The organism is Flavobacterium sp. ENC (genome assembly GCF_020991415.1).
In the GTDB taxonomy this organism is placed as follows: domain Bacteria; phylum Bacteroidota; class Bacteroidia; order Flavobacteriales; family Flavobacteriaceae; genus Flavobacterium.
The window spans coordinates 287,651-305,616 of sequence record NZ_JAJMOY010000002.1; the positions used below are offsets into that span (position 1 = coordinate 287,651).

Genomic DNA, 17,966 nt, shown 5'->3' on the forward strand with positions numbered 1-17,966 from the left:
AAATATTATATGAAATAATTAACCACCAACACATGTGATAGATTAGCCACACCGTTGATTTACAAAATAACATATATTATCTTAAATAAAAACACCAACAAAAAGAATAAAACAACGTAATTCAAAAACAAAAAAGTTTTTCTAATTCTCGCCTTATTAATAATACACAGAGATGTTAGTACTGTACAACAAAATAAAGATGGATAAAATACGTTAAAAGTTAGCTTCCCAAGTAATATTCTATTAGTATCACCATTAATAAAGATTGGCAATAAATAAATTATTAAGCATATAATAAAAAATAAAAAATTTATTATACTTAAACTGGTAAAATTATTTTTCATAGTTTAAAATTTGTATGCATTATGAATTGCTCTTTGGTCAGCTTCTGAATCATTAAATCGTTCATTTAATTGTGACCCCGCTCTACGAAGTGTTCCTGCGCTGCGCAAGTTTCTCTGACTTTGCGCCATTTAAAAAAATGTAATTTTAAAAAAAAAACTTCTCAAAGTCTCCGACTTTAAAAACTACACTAATATAAATTATTTTAACAAGTAACCGTAAAAAGTCAGGAGACTTTTGACACCTTTATAATTTCTAAGATATAAAAAAAGCGCCAAGTCAGAGACATTTGCCTTTACTTTGGATTAGATAAAAAACTTTAAATTTATTCAAAGGAAAGCAGAGGTGAACTTTAGACATTTGTAGTTAAGAACTATCCTGCGCATTAGTCCTCTGCCTTCTCCTTGAATCCCGTTGAATTGCTTCAAATAGAATGATAGACATGGCGGTCTAATAAAGGCTCTAAAGAAGTTCAACATTTTTGTTTATCCTAAATTCAAAGTTATGAAAAAGTATTTATTTTATGTGGGGATTGATGTATCAAAAGCAAAATTGGATATTAATATCCTTGATTCTTCAACTCTTAAATCAGAGCATTTTATCATCGAGAACAATATTAAAAGTTTTTTAATATTTATTAAAAAACTGGATAGAAAAGTGGATAAAGAATCTACTCTTTTTTGTTGTGAGAACACCGGTGTTTATACGAATCATTTATCAAGTGTTTTAGTAAAGCTTAATTTAGATTTATGGATTGTTCCGGCTATTGAAATAAAAAAATCAAAAGGAATTTCAAGAGGAAAAAATGATAAAACTGATGCTAAAGATATTTCCTATTACAGTTATAGAAACATCGATAAATTAAAACTATTCACTTTTGCAAGCATAGATATTCAAAAACTAAAAATCCTTTATACTGAAAGAGAGAAAATGCTAAAAGCATTATTACTTATACAAGCGACCAAGGAAAGTAAAGCTTTCACGGATAAAATAATTTTTAATGAAGTATCACAAATTAACCAAACTCTTGTCAAATCTATTAAAAATTCCATCCATAAAATTGAGTCAAAAATTAAAGAAGTCATTAAAGCAAACGATCAATTAACTAAGCAAGCTCAACTTATCAAATCGATTCCTGGATTGGGAGAACAAACCAGCGTTTATTTGATTATCGCAACAAAAGGATTTACAGCTTTTAAGAACTGGAGACAATTTGCCTGTTATTCTGGTGTTGCGCCTTTTGAACATACTTCCGGTTCCAGTGTAAAAGGAAGGACAAGAGTAAATCATATGGCAGATAAAAAAATGAAGTCATTATTACAAATGTGCGCAATGACAACATTAAAATATGATCTACAACTAAAGGAATATTACAATAAGAAAAAAGTAGAAGGTAAAAACTCAATGTTGGTCTTAAATAATATTAGATGCAAACTTATAAGCAGAGTTTTCGCTGTTATTAACAGAGAAAGTCCTTATATCAATACTTATAAATTTGCATCCTAATTTTTAATTATTTTATTTGTTTTTTATCATAGAATGCGCAGCTTTTCATAAGGAAGTCTTCGGAGAGCGGGGATTGCAGTTACGGAACATATACGTTTGAGAATAATGAAAAGTTCGGAAATGCTCTAGTTTTCAAGGAATTAATGCTAGTGAAGATTTTCATACTGGCAAACTCGACAAAGGTTGGGAATATTGATAATTCAAAGATTTTTTCGCTAAACATGTAGCAACTCTATAAACAGTAAAAAGCCACTCCTGTAATGAAGTGGCTTTTTTATTTGATTAAGTCCTCTTAATCTCTCTTAACTTTTTGAGTTTTCTCGGAGTATAAATTTTAGATTTTATTATTTGCTTTTTAACTTTTACTACAATATTGTCCCCAATTGCTGTAATCGGCAAATTATCTCGATTAAAAAATAAAAAAGATTCTATATCAGATGAATCTTGCACGTATAAAATAATAGAATTATTTAATAATTTATTGACTTTTGCTTCAATAAGCTTTTCATCTTTACTAAAATCTTTTTTATTTAAGAAATTATCATCTAATTCAAAATAATTTTTAAAATCTCTAATTTCAATAATTCCTTCTACGTCTATATTAGTCTTAGGCTTAATGACTGGTCTATCGCCTGAATAGATTTCTATTACTTGATTCTTTAAAGTATCCAACAGATATAAATGGGACAAGTTTCGTTTATCATCATTACTTTGTTTAGTTGAAAAGAAAGTATAATTATTTGTATTATTTTGGAATTTAAATGTTAAAATAATTGAAGGAGTGTCATATGCTCCTCCATGAGTTTTATCTTTAAGATAAGTTTCAGCTTTGACAAGATTCATATTATAAAATCCTTCTTCTTTTTGACAAGAAAAAATAAAAAGAAGAAGTAAATAAATCAAAGTGTTTTTAGTTTTCATTTTTTATAATTTTAATTAATCCAAGACATGTTGTTTATAATGCCCAGATGTAAACTTAAAAATTGATGTTTTCGCTTGTTTCTGATAAATAACTGATTCAGCATTTGGCGTGTTAATATTTCTTATGTTTGACACACCGTGAAAATGATACTCATGTTCAAATAGAGAACCAATATTACCAGCATTATTTAAGAATTTACGTTTATCAAAATTTATAGAAATTTTTTCGACACCAGGCTTATCACCAGTTGCCTCAGCCATATTGTTAGTCTGTCCAAATTCAGTTCCTAGATTTTCTGGATTATTTATTCCTAAACCAAGCTTCTCTGAAGAAGTTGAAATTTCTCCAGCTAGCAATCCTTCGGTAGGATTTTCACCATGAAAGACCTGATAAGTTACTTTAGCAATAAAATCTGTCGCATTGTGGAATAATTGCATTCCTTCTGCCGTATCAGGTAAATCAGCAATTGACTTGCTATTTTTAATCGCATCTTTATGGTCTACAACACCATTCTCTGAGTTGGCTTTCAATTCTTTATATTTATCAGCATCCATAAATAAAACATCATCATGCATGAAGTCTGTGCTGTCATTCCCTAACCATGCTCCAGTTTTGCTATCGAAAATTGGCGATTTAGCTTCCATTCCATCAGGGTCAATAAAAAACACAGGATTATTAAGAGCATATGTATAAGGATTGAATCTACGAGATTTTTCAGCCAGCGGGTCAATGTTCATCCAACGCCCTATAGCAGGGTCATAATTTCTTGCTCCATAGTCATATAAATTCAACTGAAAGCCACCAATATTTTCGTCTTGGAACTCTTTTCCATTGTACTTATACTTATAATTAGATGCAACAATTACATCAGTCGGTCTTTTTTGTTGTAGCCCAAAAGGATAATATTGGATTTCATCCTGAATCGCAAGGTTTTTGTCATAACTCAAACGGATATTACCCAAATGATCTTTGTATTGGTATACATATTTATAAGAACTTCCTGAAACCTCCACATAACCTTCTACAGTTGAGAAAAACTTAAGGGCTGGAGCAAGGAGAGGTTCCTTTAGATATTGATAACCTCCCAAATAATCGGTTATGGTTTCTTTTGTACCTTCCGTAACGATCTTTTGTACTTTTTGCCCCGTTGCATTGTAAAGATAAGCAATGTTTCCTGCTGTTGCAAAAGTTATTTTGGTTGGCAGGTTCAGGTGATTGTAGGTAATCGCCGTGATGTTTTTGTTGTTGTCCTTAGTCATATTACCATTGGCATCATAAGTATAATCATCCGTATTAGCGGTACTGTCAATAAAACCATAAATTTTAGTAGCCGCGGGAGCACTATCGACTACTTTTAAAAGCTGGTTGGTGGTATTGCTATTGGTATAAGTGTAGACCAAAGCATCAATTTGTGTGGCAGTTTCACTGTTTCCGTTACGTGTAAGACTGCCTATATTGCCATTTTTATCATAGGTTAGGTTCTCACTGTAGGCATTGCTGATTACGGCATCGCGCTTATAAATACTTGTTTTAAGTCGGTTAAGATTATCATATAAATAAGCATATCCGCGTATTACCGGAGTTGTTTCAGAAGTACTGATCCAGAAAGTCTCCGCAATATTTCCGTTGTATAGGGCTTTACCACCCGTAATGCCTGGCGTATTGTTATAATTAATCTTAAAAGCGAACAAATCCTTTGGATCTCCCGCTATGCTCAAGGCCGTAACATCATTAATGCCTGTCATCCATCCACGGATATTGTAGGTATAATTGATGTTTTGGGTATTGCTTCCAACCTTTTTAGAAATTAATTGTCCAAGTTCATCATAAGAATTACTGGCAATAACTTCCGGTGTTCCTGTCCCGATTTGATGGGTCTGGGTCTTTAACCTGTCCTGAGCAGAATAAGTAAAGGTATCAGTTGTTTTAAGTATAGGGTCTGTCGCCAGCCTGCTGTGTGTGGTTATGGTATATTGCAGCTGACCTGAGAAAGCATCGAGTTTATTGTCCACGCAGGTGAAACCGCCCAGAAAATTCTGCGTATAGGAACGTACCAGCCTTGCCTTCTCATCATACAGGCTGTAGGTCTGTTCATATTTGTAATTCGTGCTCAGATCAGCAACCCTTACCCAGGATCCTGTGGCGAGCCCGATCGGTTTTGTTGTCGCATTGTAATAAACAGGCTGGCTTAATCCGGCAGTATTAGCTGCAACAGTTGCGGGAATTGTGGCAGGTGCATCGGGAAAATTATAATCGTCATAATAGTTCACAGTCATTACATGATATCCTGATGTTGGCCAGGCTGCGTTGTCATACCTGAATTTTACTCCTGTCGTGGCGGGTACGATGGTGTTGGTTGCTGTAGCAATTTTGGTTTCATTGAAATTTGAAGTCAAGGCGTTTTGTGCATCCTGAAGTGTTTTTCTGGTAGCCACTGTTACCGTAGCGGATAACCAGCCGGTAATAACCGGCCTGTTAAACGCATCATATTTGGTAAAGAGCCATCCTGTTGTTGCAATATCCGAAAAAGGGGAATTGGCAGGTCCTGTGGCTACGGGTCTGTCGAGTTTGTCATACACGATAAACTCCCATTGTTTGCCCGGCAGTTTTTTCTCTACCATACGGTTGCGGTAGTCGTATTTGTATTGGTAACATAAATTGTCGAGAATCGTTTGATTGCCATTATCAATAACAGCAGAAAAAGTGCTGCCTGCCTTGGCATTAAATCCCGGTAATAATCGAATCGAATTGGAAGCCGTCAGGGCTAGGGAAACCCCGGAAGCAACTACTGCCGTAGAGGTCACGTCAGCCTGCAGGCCTGTAGCAGTTCCAATAAGATCGACTGCTTTTGGCGGGATGACATAGGTTAAATTACCATAAACATCATACACATAATAAGTATCGTGTTTTTCATTAGTGGTTCCGGTTCCTACAGTACCATAGGTTCTTTTTAGTACTACCTGACCTTCTTTATTTTTAAATTCTACGGTTGCACCATTTAGCTCTGATAGCGGAGCTGCTGTATTCTCGTCATAAGTGACTGTTTTGTACAGTTGTCCGGCGGCATAGGTGCCAGTGTTTGAAAAAGAGATGGTAGACAGTCCTAGAGTAGGATCCCAGGCAGCGGTAGCCGTAAAGAGTCTGACCTCATTGTCAACATTGGTCTGGTAGTCCATTTTGATCTCATGCCCCAATCCCATGCTCCAGTCGTTTCCGGGAGCTGCCTGTTTCAGAACACGGTTCAGAGGTGAAGCTTCTAATTGTTTCTCACTATAGGGGTTGGCATTGACAGTCCCGTAATTGGTTTTGTATTGTGCGGTTAAATCTGAAACCAGGGTGGTTGGATTGATATAAGCCGAAGTGGTTTGAGCCGAAGCAAACGGAAGATATTCTTTTACCTGTCTGCCGAAACCATCGTACTCAATTGGAGTTACAATGTCTTTTCCTGAATCGGACTGCTGCACAGCAATTTGCTGTACGGGTCTTCCGAGTCCATCAAAATAGGTTACATTTTGGGAGGCCTGAGCAGGGGTGGGAGTTGGTATTGCCGTCAGGCTTGCTGTTTTGTAGGTTACCGTCTTGATATAGTTCTCGGTCTTGGTCTGGCCAATGACCATAACAGGAAATAAAACCAAAATAATTTTTATAAAGTTTTTCATGCTGTTTTTGGTTTATGGTTTGTAATTGTATTGGTTCTCAGAAAGGATATTTCCGTTTTTATCTTTTACGAATTCCAGCCTTCCGAAAGTATCATAGGTATAAGTTATAGTATCTCCTTTAGGGTCTGTGATGGTGCTTACTCCGATAACTGGAATATAAGTGTATGTACTAACCATAGCGGTACTAAGTTCAGTAGTATTTCTAAGGTTATTTAAGGCAATTTTTAGCTGAGATTCATTTCCTGAATCAGAGGCTGTTTGGGCAGCAGTTATTAAAGTGGTTGGAATACTGTTATATGAAGCATTTTCTATTTTTGCGATTGGATATTCATTCCTATAGCCCCAGATGTATGAAATGGATGTTCCGTTAGTTTTCTGTTCCTGTACTATATGCCCGTTATTATCGTACATAACAAATTGTACAACTTCTTCATAATCTGCAACGGTACCTTTTTTGAGCATTTTTATATTCTTAGGCAAATACATATTATTAGAAGTATTTGTGTCAGTATGAGTTTTTATAGTGTAATTATAGATGTTCGATTGTACAACTAAATTATCTACAATAGTTTCTGATTTTATGACAGGGTTTATCACATTATTAATCATCATATTTGAAATAGTAGCTGCTGGGGTTTCATCTATTCCGGCAACTAAATCGGAAGGATATTTTTTAATTGTCTTTATGGTTTGTCCTTTACTGTTCGTTGTTTGTGTTTCTGTTAGATTCTTATGTAAGAGGTTATCATATTTATAGTCTGTAGTCGTTGTTATGGGATTTTGACCATTTATATCAAAAATCGTTTCTATAGTAGCTTTTGGATGCCACCATTCTGAAAAAACATCATAAAAACGTATATCAGTACTGGTACTTCCCGGAGCAGAAAACATTTTGACTCCTTTTATATTTTTTATAGTATTTTCACGAATATATTCTGTTACCGTTTCTTTAACCTTGGCATTATTACTATTAAAATACTGTTCTTTTAGTAATTGTCCGTTATTTAAATTTATTAAATTAGGGATTCCAGGTATAAAAAGTTCTATGGGTAACTCTTTTACATTGTTATAAAAATATTTTGATGACCCTAAATTGATATTTGTAGAATCGACATCTGAGACAGTTACTTCATTGTATCCAATAACGCTTCCTTGAGCTGAATTTCCAAAAGGAATTGCGCTGTCTGAGCATCTCACTAAATATTTATTAATTTGTTGAAAAATTAGTTTTGAATAATACCCTCCTGAAAATCCGTTTGTAAGGATCTCGTTATTGTAGAAAAAATGATACGGACTTATTAAACGACCAGTAGAAACATTGTTATTCTCATAAGAATATATTTTTTTCTTAACAAATTGCCCTTGATCGTTGGTTGTTATAGACTTGATTCGAAGACCGGCACCAATTTTTTTGTTAGTTGGATTTTTTTTAACATATCTGGCGTTTGCTTCAATGTTTACAGTTGAAGTGGAACCATTATTAACTTTTAACTTATAACTGCCCGCAGGTAAAAAAACAGTTAGATATGAATAAAATGATGAGGAATTAGAACTATTTAACCATGGTGCTATTGCAATTAGCTGATTACCATTTAGATCTTCTAAAGCGGCTGTCATATTACTAGTTATAGGAGTTGAAGAGAGATTATATGTATTAAAATATAAATGAACCATTGTCAGTTTATCTAATGTAAATGATTTTTCATTCATTTTTATGATGTCATTACCTAGTATCTTTGCTGATAATACTATTGGTTCATCTTCATATAAAGTTTCGGATTCACTAAAGTAGTCATTTGGCTCATATTCAAAATTTACGATACCTCCGGTAGGATACTTAATAGTTTGAAGAATTGATGCCTGTAATTTCGTAGCATCAACCTCGCGATTTGCTCCAGTTAAAAAAATGTTATTTGCTGCTGTGCCTTCATAAAAAGGTACTAATGTTTCTGTAAAAGTATTTGATCCTGGTTGGGTAAGTTTTATACGATCTTGGATAGTGAAATTTTCGTATTTGTAATCAACTATTGAACTGTTACTCTTTCCATTATTATATCCCCAATAATCTAAGGAGTAAGATGTTTTTTCAGGGAGTAGTGTTTGGTTGTACGAAAAAGTATAGGATGGTTTTTTTAAAATTACATTGTTTGCATTTACAGTAGATTCCTGAATAGATTCCAGTTTTAATCTCGTTTTTCTTTCCTCATTATCAATAATAGGTGTTCCACTTCCTGATGGTGTACTATTAAAATAACTATATGTAAAATCGAACTGTTTTATTAACTTGCCATCGATATTGAGTAATTTTGTATTTTTAAGTCTTTTTGGTTTAGGATCAGTAGAAATGAATGTTCTTAAATCTGTTCTGTCTTCTGTAGTAAACTCAACATATCCATTGAAAAAAACTATCTTTTTAAGATAAACCGGATTTATTATTTGTTGACTGGCAGAATATAATTTAACTCTTGAATTAACATTTGTAAATCGGTAAGCATATTGCCCATTTAATAGATCTTTTGAATCCAGATAATCGGATATTTGTTCATACCTGCTTATTTGGCTAATTGTTTTACCTAAAGTTTCATATAAAAAATTGAGGTTATCTCCTTCAGGCGTCACTACTTTTGTTAAATACCAGGCACTATCAAAAATATCAGGATCGTATTTCGAAATTCTGTCATTATTTGGAGTAATAGGATCTGGACTTGACAGATTATGACTTGTTGTTGTTTCAACGGCATTCAGAGCTGTAGAGCCTAGATAATATTTCCAGCCATTTCCATCTGTTACAGTCCATAATTTCGCAATTATATCATAAGAAAAAATTAAATTGTTTTGATCTAGTGATACTGCCTTAACAATATTTCCTTCTTGTTTCTCAAATACAAGTTTACCGGAGTATTGAAGAAAATTATAATAAAAAATATCTGGTTCCGGATCTATATGTTCAATTTCTATCTCATCATAATAATGCTCTTCATAATAATAAAAATTAGCAGTATTAGGTAAAGGTTTTGTTGGATCAGACCAATCGGGTAAATTATTCGCAGTTGAAGGTGGTAATTGTTTCTTTAAATACCCATATTGTTCAAAATCATCAAGACCTCTTACTTGTCGGGTAATCATCCCTCCTGCATTTAATGACCATCCTAAACCAACCCAGCTAGCTTCTTCAGCTACTTTGATTCCTGAAGCATGATAGTTTAATGTTACAGGTAATTCTATTTTACCCGATTTTACCTCAATTAATGGAATTGATATATTAGGTATTCCTGTATAATTACTGACTGGTACATCTGCATATTGAGCTAATGATGATGCATTGGGAGAGGGTGGAACAATATTCGACAATCCTCTAGTTTGCGCTATGGAAAAATCAAAAATTAGTAAAAATAAGAGTTGAAAGAATAATTGTTTTTTCATTTAGTCAGGTTTTATATTTATTAATTAAGGAGCGTATTACTAAATTTTAGTTTTATTAAAGCAAAGCTATTGACACTTGATTTTTCCTCATATAAATGGATTAAAATTTATTTCGCTTTGTATTTTATCACTCAAATTTACTTTTACAATAATACTATATTTATCTTGTTAATTTTATTTTTTAAGAGGTTAATGCTTGTTTTTTTACCCAATCGCACTACTCAACTGAAACATTGGTAAATACATAGCCACCAGCAAAACCGCCACCAGAACCCCTACAAAAAGAATGATAAAAGGCTCCAGAACAGTCGTCATGATTTTAGATTGCTGTATCACTTCCTGATTGTACTGTTCGCTTAATTGCTTGAATACATATTCGGTTTGGTTGGTTTCTTCGGCTACTTTTACCAGGGATATAATTCGGTTATCAAAGAGGGGATTGTTCTTTAAGCTGGTACTTAGGCTATTTCCTTTCAGGATACTTTCCTCCACTTTTTCAAGGGCTTCCTGAAGGGGCACAAAACGAATCATTTTTTTGACCATCTGAATACTATTCAGCAGCGGCACTTTTGCGGTAGTCAGTAAAGTAACGGCCTGTGTAAATTGCGCCAGATACACTTTGGTCATAAAAGATCCGATAATAGGAATTTTAATCAAAAAGTAATGAAGTGCTTTCTTGTATTTGGGATTGTCTTTAAAGAACTGGGTTGAAAAAATAAAAAGAATGATTGCCAGAAAAAAGTACAGTCCGTATGTTTTGGTGACGACTGATAGTTTTACAATTACCTGTGTCAGAAACGGCAACTCCATTTTGTTTTGTCTGAAAATATCCTGAAACATCGGCACCACATAGCTCAACATAAAGGCAACGACCAAAACAGCGGTACTTAAGACAATAGAAGGGTAGGTCAGGGCTGCAATAATAATACGTTTCTGTTCGTTTTTACGCTCAAAAAAATGTCCAAGTTCAAAACAAACCTGAGCAGTAGTCCCTGTTTCTTCTCCAATCTGAATCGAGTAGTATTCGTATTCCGTAAAAGAGGACGAAGCGGACAAAGCTTCAGAAAAAGGTTTTCCGTTTACGACCTGATTGAGTATGGATTGGATTAATTCTTTATCCGCTTTTTTCTTTAGGGAATCTACAATCAGCGATAATCCTTCTTTAAAAGTAATTCCGGCTTTTAAAAGGACGGCTAATTCCTGATAAAAAGACTGCTTCTTTTTAGTATTGAAAGAATCACCAAAAAAGGAAATTTCTTTTTTCAGCAAATGCTCAATACTATTTGCTTTTTTTACTGAAGTCCCTTTTTTAGCGGGAGTATTTTCTATTTTAAAGGCCATCTTCCTGATTCATAAAAAAGGTTACATCATTTTTTTTGGAGACAAAAATCTCATAATCTTTAAGCGTAGTCGCTGCAGATATAGTTATAGCATCTATACTTCCGTTTTGAACCTCTTTTCCGTTTGCGAATATTTTTTGAACAGAAAGGTTTAATGGAATGGTATCTTTATTTCGCAATGTATATTTTTCCCGAAAGGAATAGGTAACCGTGTCTATTTCGGAAAGCATCAGTAAAAGATGTTTTTGCTCATTGTAGGTAATAGTATGTGGTTCGTTAAAATCCTGCCATAGTTTTTGTTCAAAAAGGGCAAGTGTACTGGTTTTATCAAAATTGGTCTGGATGGTATGAATCTGCTTTTGTACCAATCGCAAAACACTAAAGGCCATACCTACCACAATTGCTGTGATAATCATAACAATTAGTAACTCAGAGAGTGTAAATGATTTTACTTTGCCTGCTGCCATACTGCAAATTGTTTTGTTATTTCTTTCTTTCGATCCCTGTTTGTTGCCATAAAGTTGACCAGTATGCCGGATCTTGTTTTTTGCTGTTTTATAGTAATTTCCCAGCCTTTATAACTTTCCTGATAGGGGAATTGTATAGCGTTATGCTGCACTTCATATTCCAATTCATTGATCCTGTTTTCGATATTATGTGTGTTTTTGGAAAAAGTATTTAAGAGCAGGTTATTAAGTATTAAACTGGCAATTACAAACACAATTACAATTAGAACTGTTGCGACAATAGCTTCAATCAGGGTGGCAGATTTTATTTTTTTTAATACAACCATTTCAAAACAGTTTTAGGTTGCTCTTCTTCGAATACTATTCCTCCATAAATACTCGGAATGTTTTGATTTTCTATGGTACCATTATAAATGTGATTCACGAAAATAGATCCTGATTCGTTGGCCAGAAATTGTTTTGTAATCACAGATCCCGAAACAGTTCCCTTAACTTCTAGATTTCCATTACAATAGACCTGTCCTTTTATAATAGCTTCTTTTTCTAAAACAACCTGGGTCTGAAAATCGGGTTTAGTTTTGGTTTGAAAGTAACATATACTTCCTTTTACAACAGATTTTGTATCGATAAAAATTTTATTATCCATCGGATTTATTGAAACTTCGTCGGGATTATTTTTATTATCCTGAAACAAAACCAGAGCTGAAGGATAACTTAATTTACATGCTTTTCCAACGGTTATTCTTTTAGAAGCTATAGCCTGAAAAGTGCCAATGGCTTCATCTTCAATTTCAATAATCGGAGCAATTAGAATGATATCTTTTAACAGACTTGTTCTTTTTATTTTGATTAGGGTTTCAGATTTGATGATAATGTTCCCTGTGATTGTTTTGGTTTCCAGTATAATGGGATCTTCTGAATATATTGTTTTGGTCTTTAACAGAAAAGAATTTGTAATTTTAGAACTTTTTCCCAAAGAGATATAATCATCTTCAGTAAGTGGTTTGTATTGCTTCAGGTTATAGGCAATCGATTCTAAAAGTTCTTTTTTAGGTTGTGGGAGCTCTTTTGTACTTTTTTTAATCGACCCGTAAATGAGTTGTGAACCATAATAGCTATGCCCGCCAATGTAACCTGAATTTACTCCTTGTACGGGTAAGTACGCTATACCGCGAATGGCTGTGTTACCTACAACAGTTAATGCATTATAACTTTCCTGCAGGAATAGGGTTGGGGATTCCTCAGAATTAATAAGACCTCCTATAATAGCAGTTTTAGTGAATTTTTTTTTCCGGAATTGCGAGGTAGAAATTCCTTTTTCAAAAATGCCCCATTGTGACAAATGAATTTTAACGGTCTGATTTTCTTTTTTAATAAAATCTAATGGAATGGTATCGGTAGTAAACTCTTTCTGTTGTAATAGCGCATTGATTCCGATATCCGAAAACTGAATGTTTTCTATTGCTCCTTTTGATTGTTCTTTCATATAAATGAAAGTATAGGCATACAAAATTAACGCAGCTAAAAGCAAAGCAATTAGTACTGAAATAAACACGGTAAACTGTAAAGCTCCGGACTTTATTTTAAACTTTAGTTTCAATCCTGAAGCATTATAAGATTTAGATTCCCTTTGTATTTGACATACACAGATTCTTTGTCACCATTTTTTAGAAAAATTTCATTTTCGGTATCTCCAATTCTCATATACGTATTATGGCCATCAATTACAAGCATGAAAATTTTATTTTTGTCTTTTGTATCTGAAATCATTCCTTTGTAAAGGATGACAGGCCACACTACATTTTCATGATGTTGCACTGTTTTCTTTACGGTTGCAGACTTTACTTTTGAAGCCGTTTGAGGAGCATACATTTTTCCTAAAAAAGGATCTCTGTAATTGACGTTAATAGCAAAAGATTGCCTTTTCTTTATTTTCAGAGGCTTAATAGTAAATTCAGGATTGGCAGATGAAATTACCTCTTCAGTATTGGTAAAAGAAAAAACCTGATACAAAACTCCGCCCCAAACGAATAACACGATGGGGAGAAGGATGTATATGTTTTTTTTATTTTTCATTAAAATTATTTTCGGGCTAGTTCATTTTCAATTTTTGTAACCCTTAAAACTAAATTTTTTAAAGATTCAATTTCTTTTGTCTGTGCTTCAATTTTTTTATTTTGCTCGATGCTATACAGAGTTAGTTCCTCAATTTTCTGAAGTAATTTAGAATTCATTTCTCCCAGATTAATTCCGTTTTCAATAACTTCTTTTTCACTTGGAATATCTTTTAAATGCCCTTTTTCGTTAATATGTTTTTCTACTTCTTCAAGAGTTGGCAAACTATAGTTTTTTTCAAAAACAAAATCAGACCAGCCCGTTGCCTGTACTTTTATTTCTCTTGCTCCGATTGATCCTTCAACTGCCAGTTTGTGAGGTCCTGTGGTTGTAGTGCCAATCCCTAAACTCCCGTTTGCAGTTAAAACCATTTTTCTATTGCCATAGGAATCCCATGCAAACAAAGTTCTTGTTGTAATAGCACTTGCACTTAATCTGGAATCAAATGTCATTACAGGATCTGTTCCACTATCATTGCCTGATTCAATGGCAGCAGTTAGATATAGTGCTGACCGATTATCAGAAACGTGGTATCCGTATAAGGTTGGCATAAATTGAAGCCCAGTATTTGTACCATTAGTAATTCTAAAATAATCCTGAGTAGCATCGCTTACTCTTAATTTTAATAATGTTTCGGAGCCATCCAGTAAAGGAGCAACTACTTCTAGATTAGCAGTAGGTGCAGAGGTACCTATTCCAACATTACCAATTTCGTTTTGCATTACTATTTTTCTCCATCCTTTCCATTCAGATTGCCATCTTCCGAAATAAAGATCATGTGTTCCTACACCGTTAACTAAGCTGGCATAATTATTTACGTCGAAACCAAAACTTAAACCCTGATAATAATTTGCCCCTAAAGTATTGTTAGAAGGTGAAACGGCAACCCATTGCCCATTAACGTTTGAAACGGGAGCGAGGTTCGTTTCTATGTTTTTTAAAGGATAATAAGTCTGAGCGTTTACAGCACTATTAATGAAGCTGATTAGAGTAATGATTATTGTTGTGATTTTTTTCATTTTTTTGTTTTGTTAAATTTTTTATAGTTCTATTTTTTTTATAATGATATCAAAAAACTGATTGATCGATTGCACTTAAAATACTATTAAGTTACCATCTGGAAAACCAACTTAATTTATAGTAAAGCTAAAAACAGTACTCTTGCTGCTTTTATTACCAGCCTGATCAAAAGACATTACATACCAGTAATAAGAACCTGATGTAAGGGTTTTTGCATAAGGGCTGGTTACTTGTTCTTTAAATTTAAGATTTGTCAAAGCACTTTCGGTGTACACATAAATGCTATCTTTTTCAACACTTCCGGCTATAGGAGTCCTGTTATATTGAAAATTAATGTCAGTTGCAGCAGTTGTGCTTTTATCGGCCGGATTTGCCAGTACAGGAGTATTTGGTACTTTTGTATCTACAACTATGTTTCTTGTTGTGTATAAAGTTTCCTTTGTTCCATTACTCGCTCTTACTTTCCAGCTAAAATTGCCCTCAGGAAAAGTATAATCAAAACTTGTTGAAGCACTGCTGTTTTCTTTAACAATCTCATTGGTGCTGTCATAAATCTGAAGCTGATATTCAGTTGCACCGATTATGGTTTGCCATGTTAATTTTTGAATGGCATTTTTCGTTATCAGATTATTACCTGGTGAAAGTAATACTACTGTATTATTCTGGAAATCCTCGTTGTTCAAAATTTCGAAAGCACTGGATTTATAAGGAGTTTCATAGCCACTATTTACAGCTTTAACGCGCCACTCATACTTTCCAATATTCATTTGTTGGGTATAGGAAGTTTTAGTGATTAAAGTATCTAAAACAATTTCGACTGGATTTGCAAAATTAGGTTTTGCAATCTGAAGACGATATTTTTCGGCATTCTCTATACTGTTCCAGGAGAATGAAGCTCCGGTGGAAAACAAAACAGAGTTATTTGCCGGAGCAATTAAAGTAACTTCTTCTTTTGAAATATCATCTACAATTAAGATTTCTTCACATGAAAAAAGGGATAAAAGAAAGATAAGGGATAAAGACGTATAGAATTGAAATTTTTTCATTTAGATTTAATTGTAGTAAATAGTAGCGTAATGAATATAAGTTGCTAAATGGACTTACATATCAAAAAGACTTTTGTCTTCCTCTTTTCTGGGTACGATAGATTTGGTATTTCCTTTGCAATTGGTGTTATCGGTCACAATATCCGCTATATACCATTTGGTTTTTGACGATTGTGCCCAGCAAAACTTACTGGATTGGTAGGCGATAATTATTTGAGTACTGATATCTATAATGTCTGTTTTTTTACCGGACTTGTATAAAGTTATTAGATATTTCTTGTCAAGTGAATTGGTTAAATAATACGCATCTGCCTGTCTTATTTTTGTAAGTTCATCCAAAGATAACGTCACTGCAACAGCTGTAATTATTTGCGTTTTTTCAGTGTTTTGTAATAATCTTAAAACATCGGAGTTATGTTGCGAGTTTAACTCATTTACCAAACCATTTACATCTAATATTTTAATAGTGACCAGTTCAGGTTTATTAGGCAAGCTGTCAACATAAGTTACTTTTGCCTGATTCTGATTGTATTTGGCTTTTGAGGCATAAACCTTATTTAATTGTTTATTGTAAGGAACTATATCAATAGAAACACGAATATTATTCTCCAGTTTTGGTAAGGTTCGCACCGCAAAATTATTCTCGACTCCATTTTTTATTTGAGATTGCCCGATACTTCCTAATTCAGGAGATGAAGTAGCAATTTTGTAGGTTTCATTTTTTATTTTGGTTGTTTGACAAGCGACACAAATGAGCAAAGTCAAAACAACTAATTTCTTGATCATAATGTAAATTTTTGAAAGTTTTTTTTTACTTAAAGTGATGTTTTTCTTAATTTAATTTTAGTAAAATTTTTTTGTCAAAACTAACAAAAACCAAATTGATATTTGTTACGTTTCATGCAATTATTTTAAAGATGACAAAAGAATAATTTACGGATTAAAAATATCTTAAAAACAAAAGATTGATCTAAGTTCCATTTTAATTTTTTTCAATTTCCTTAAAAAGTGAAAGCATTTAAAAAAGAGTTAGGAAAATATAGATTATTTATACGTTTTTTTATTTTTAATATACTGATCGTCTAGTTTTTAAATCGTTAATATTGTAAATATTGCGCTTTGTGCAAATATAAGTTATTTCTTATTAATAAAATTCATATTTAATAAAATATTCTTCTGCAGACCTTAATTGTTTTCACAATAAAAAAGATATATTTGCAAAAATAAATTATACTTGTTTTGGATAAAAAACTATTTAAAAAACTATCTTCTTTCAATCTTCAGGAAATGCTGATTGTTTTGGCTATTATAGGAATTTTGCTTCTAATAGCTTTACCCAACCTAATGCCATTGATCACAAAAGCAAAAAGCGTAGAGGCACAAGTACAGCTAAAAGCAATATACAATGCCGAAAAGCAGTATAATTTTATGTATTCCAAGTACAGCCCTAATTTTAATGAAATAGATTTTGAAGCGCCAAAGACCACCAAAGAAAATGGCAGTGCAAATTATATTTACGAAATAGTACAATCTAGTGATACAGAATTTAAAGTACAGGCTACAGCAATAACCGATTTTAATGGGAATGGTATTTTTAATGTTTGGGAAATAGATCAAAATGGTGTTCCAAAACAAATTACAAAAGATTAATGTGGTATTTGAAACTAATTTTAGTAATAATATTTGGGGCAATTTTATATCAGGATTATAAAAATCGTTTAGTATACTGGTTTCTGTATCCAATAACTGGTATTCTGGTTTTTGCGATTCAATTATATTATATTCCGATAGAACTCGTTTTTGTAAATTCAGTGCTGAATATTTCTTTTGTTGCCTTTCTATTAGCCGTTTGCTTTATCTATCTGAAAATAAGAAGAATGTCTTTTGAAAATTCTTTAGGAATTGGCGATGTTTTGTTTTTTATTTTTATCAGTTTTAGTTTCGCAACGGTTTCTTTTATAGTACTATTTGTTTTTGCGTTAGTATTTTCTTTACTCCTGCATTTTGTTTTTCAAAAGAAAAATCAGTTTAAGACAGTTCCTTTGGCAGGGTATATGTCACTGTTTTTTGCAGTAGTTTACATGGCTACTTTTTGTTCTGATAGTAATTTTTTATACGCCTATTAG

14 protein-coding genes are annotated in these 17,966 nt (G+C 33.1%); 3 read left to right on the top strand and 11 right to left on the bottom strand.

Annotated elements, in window-relative coordinates:
- The first annotated feature begins 846 nt into the window (after nucleotides 1–846).
- On the top strand, nucleotides 847–1,848 hold the full coding sequence (locus LPB89_RS06140; protein ID WP_230700888.1) for a transposase: 1,002 nt from the start codon (nucleotides 847–849) through the stop codon (nucleotides 1,846–1,848).
- A gap of 282 nt (nucleotides 1,849–2,130) precedes the next feature.
- On the opposite strand, the gene LPB89_RS06145 is transcribed toward LPB89_RS06140, so the two are convergent.
- From LPB89_RS06145 to LPB89_RS06195, 11 genes are all read right to left on the bottom strand, one after another.
- Complete coding sequence (locus LPB89_RS06145; protein ID WP_230700889.1) at nucleotides 2,131–2,769, bottom strand: hypothetical protein; 639 nt, start codon at nucleotides 2,767–2,769, stop codon at nucleotides 2,131–2,133.
- Between the two features lie 15 nt (nucleotides 2,770–2,784).
- Nucleotides 2,785–6,429 carry a DUF6443 domain-containing protein gene (locus LPB89_RS06150; protein WP_230700890.1) on the bottom strand — a complete coding sequence of 1,215 codons (3,645 nt, stop codon included), beginning with the start codon at nucleotides 6,427–6,429 and terminating at the stop codon, nucleotides 2,785–2,787.
- Nucleotides 6,430–6,441: 12 nt separating this feature from the next.
- Nucleotides 6,442–9,852, bottom strand: a complete 3,411-nt coding sequence (locus LPB89_RS06155) for an RHS repeat domain-containing protein (RefSeq protein WP_230700891.1) — start codon at nucleotides 9,850–9,852, stop codon at nucleotides 6,442–6,444.
- A 204-nt stretch (nucleotides 9,853–10,056) separates the two neighbouring features.
- Nucleotides 10,057–11,193, bottom strand: coding sequence for a type II secretion system F family protein (locus LPB89_RS06160; protein ID WP_230700892.1), 1,137 nt, complete (start codon nucleotides 11,191–11,193; stop codon nucleotides 10,057–10,059).
- Complete coding sequence (locus tag LPB89_RS06165; protein WP_230700893.1) at nucleotides 11,183–11,659, bottom strand: prepilin-type N-terminal cleavage/methylation domain-containing protein; 477 nt, start codon at nucleotides 11,657–11,659, stop codon at nucleotides 11,183–11,185. The genes LPB89_RS06160 and LPB89_RS06165 overlap by 11 nt, the downstream gene beginning before the upstream one ends.
- Entirely contained in the window at nucleotides 11,641–11,985 is a 345-nt protein-coding gene (locus LPB89_RS06170) for a hypothetical protein (RefSeq protein ID WP_230700894.1), read from the bottom strand. Before LPB89_RS06170 ends, LPB89_RS06165 begins: the two co-directional genes overlap by 19 nt.
- Entirely contained in the window at nucleotides 11,973–13,145 is a 1,173-nt protein-coding gene (locus LPB89_RS06175) for a hypothetical protein (protein ID WP_230700895.1), read from the bottom strand. The genes LPB89_RS06170 and LPB89_RS06175 overlap by 13 nt, the downstream gene beginning before the upstream one ends.
- A gap of 110 nt (nucleotides 13,146–13,255) precedes the next feature.
- Nucleotides 13,256–13,735 (bottom strand): hypothetical protein, encoded by a 480-nt coding sequence (locus LPB89_RS06180; RefSeq protein WP_230700896.1) that lies wholly within the window; start codon nucleotides 13,733–13,735, stop codon nucleotides 13,256–13,258.
- A 5-nt stretch (nucleotides 13,736–13,740) separates the two neighbouring features.
- Nucleotides 13,741–14,793, bottom strand: coding sequence for a hypothetical protein (locus tag LPB89_RS06185; RefSeq protein WP_230700897.1), 1,053 nt, complete (start codon nucleotides 14,791–14,793; stop codon nucleotides 13,741–13,743).
- A 111-nt stretch (nucleotides 14,794–14,904) separates the two neighbouring features.
- A complete protein-coding gene (locus LPB89_RS06190) occupies nucleotides 14,905–15,840 on the bottom strand; it encodes a hypothetical protein (RefSeq protein ID WP_230700898.1) in 936 nt (311 codons plus the stop codon).
- Between the two features lie 54 nt (nucleotides 15,841–15,894).
- Nucleotides 15,895–16,626, bottom strand: a complete 732-nt coding sequence (locus LPB89_RS06195) for a hypothetical protein (RefSeq protein WP_230700899.1) — start codon at nucleotides 16,624–16,626, stop codon at nucleotides 15,895–15,897.
- Nucleotides 16,627–17,079: 453 nt separating this feature from the next.
- Here LPB89_RS06195 and LPB89_RS06200 point away from each other — a divergent pair, with 453 nt between their 5' ends.
- Both LPB89_RS06200 and LPB89_RS06205 read left to right on the top strand, forming a co-directional pair.
- Nucleotides 17,080–17,490 (top strand): prepilin-type N-terminal cleavage/methylation domain-containing protein, encoded by a 411-nt coding sequence (locus tag LPB89_RS06200; protein WP_255667693.1) that lies wholly within the window; start codon nucleotides 17,080–17,082, stop codon nucleotides 17,488–17,490.
- Entirely contained in the window at nucleotides 17,490–17,966 is a 477-nt protein-coding gene (locus LPB89_RS06205; RefSeq protein WP_230701389.1) for a general secretion pathway protein, read from the top strand. The genes LPB89_RS06200 and LPB89_RS06205 overlap by 1 nt, the downstream gene beginning before the upstream one ends.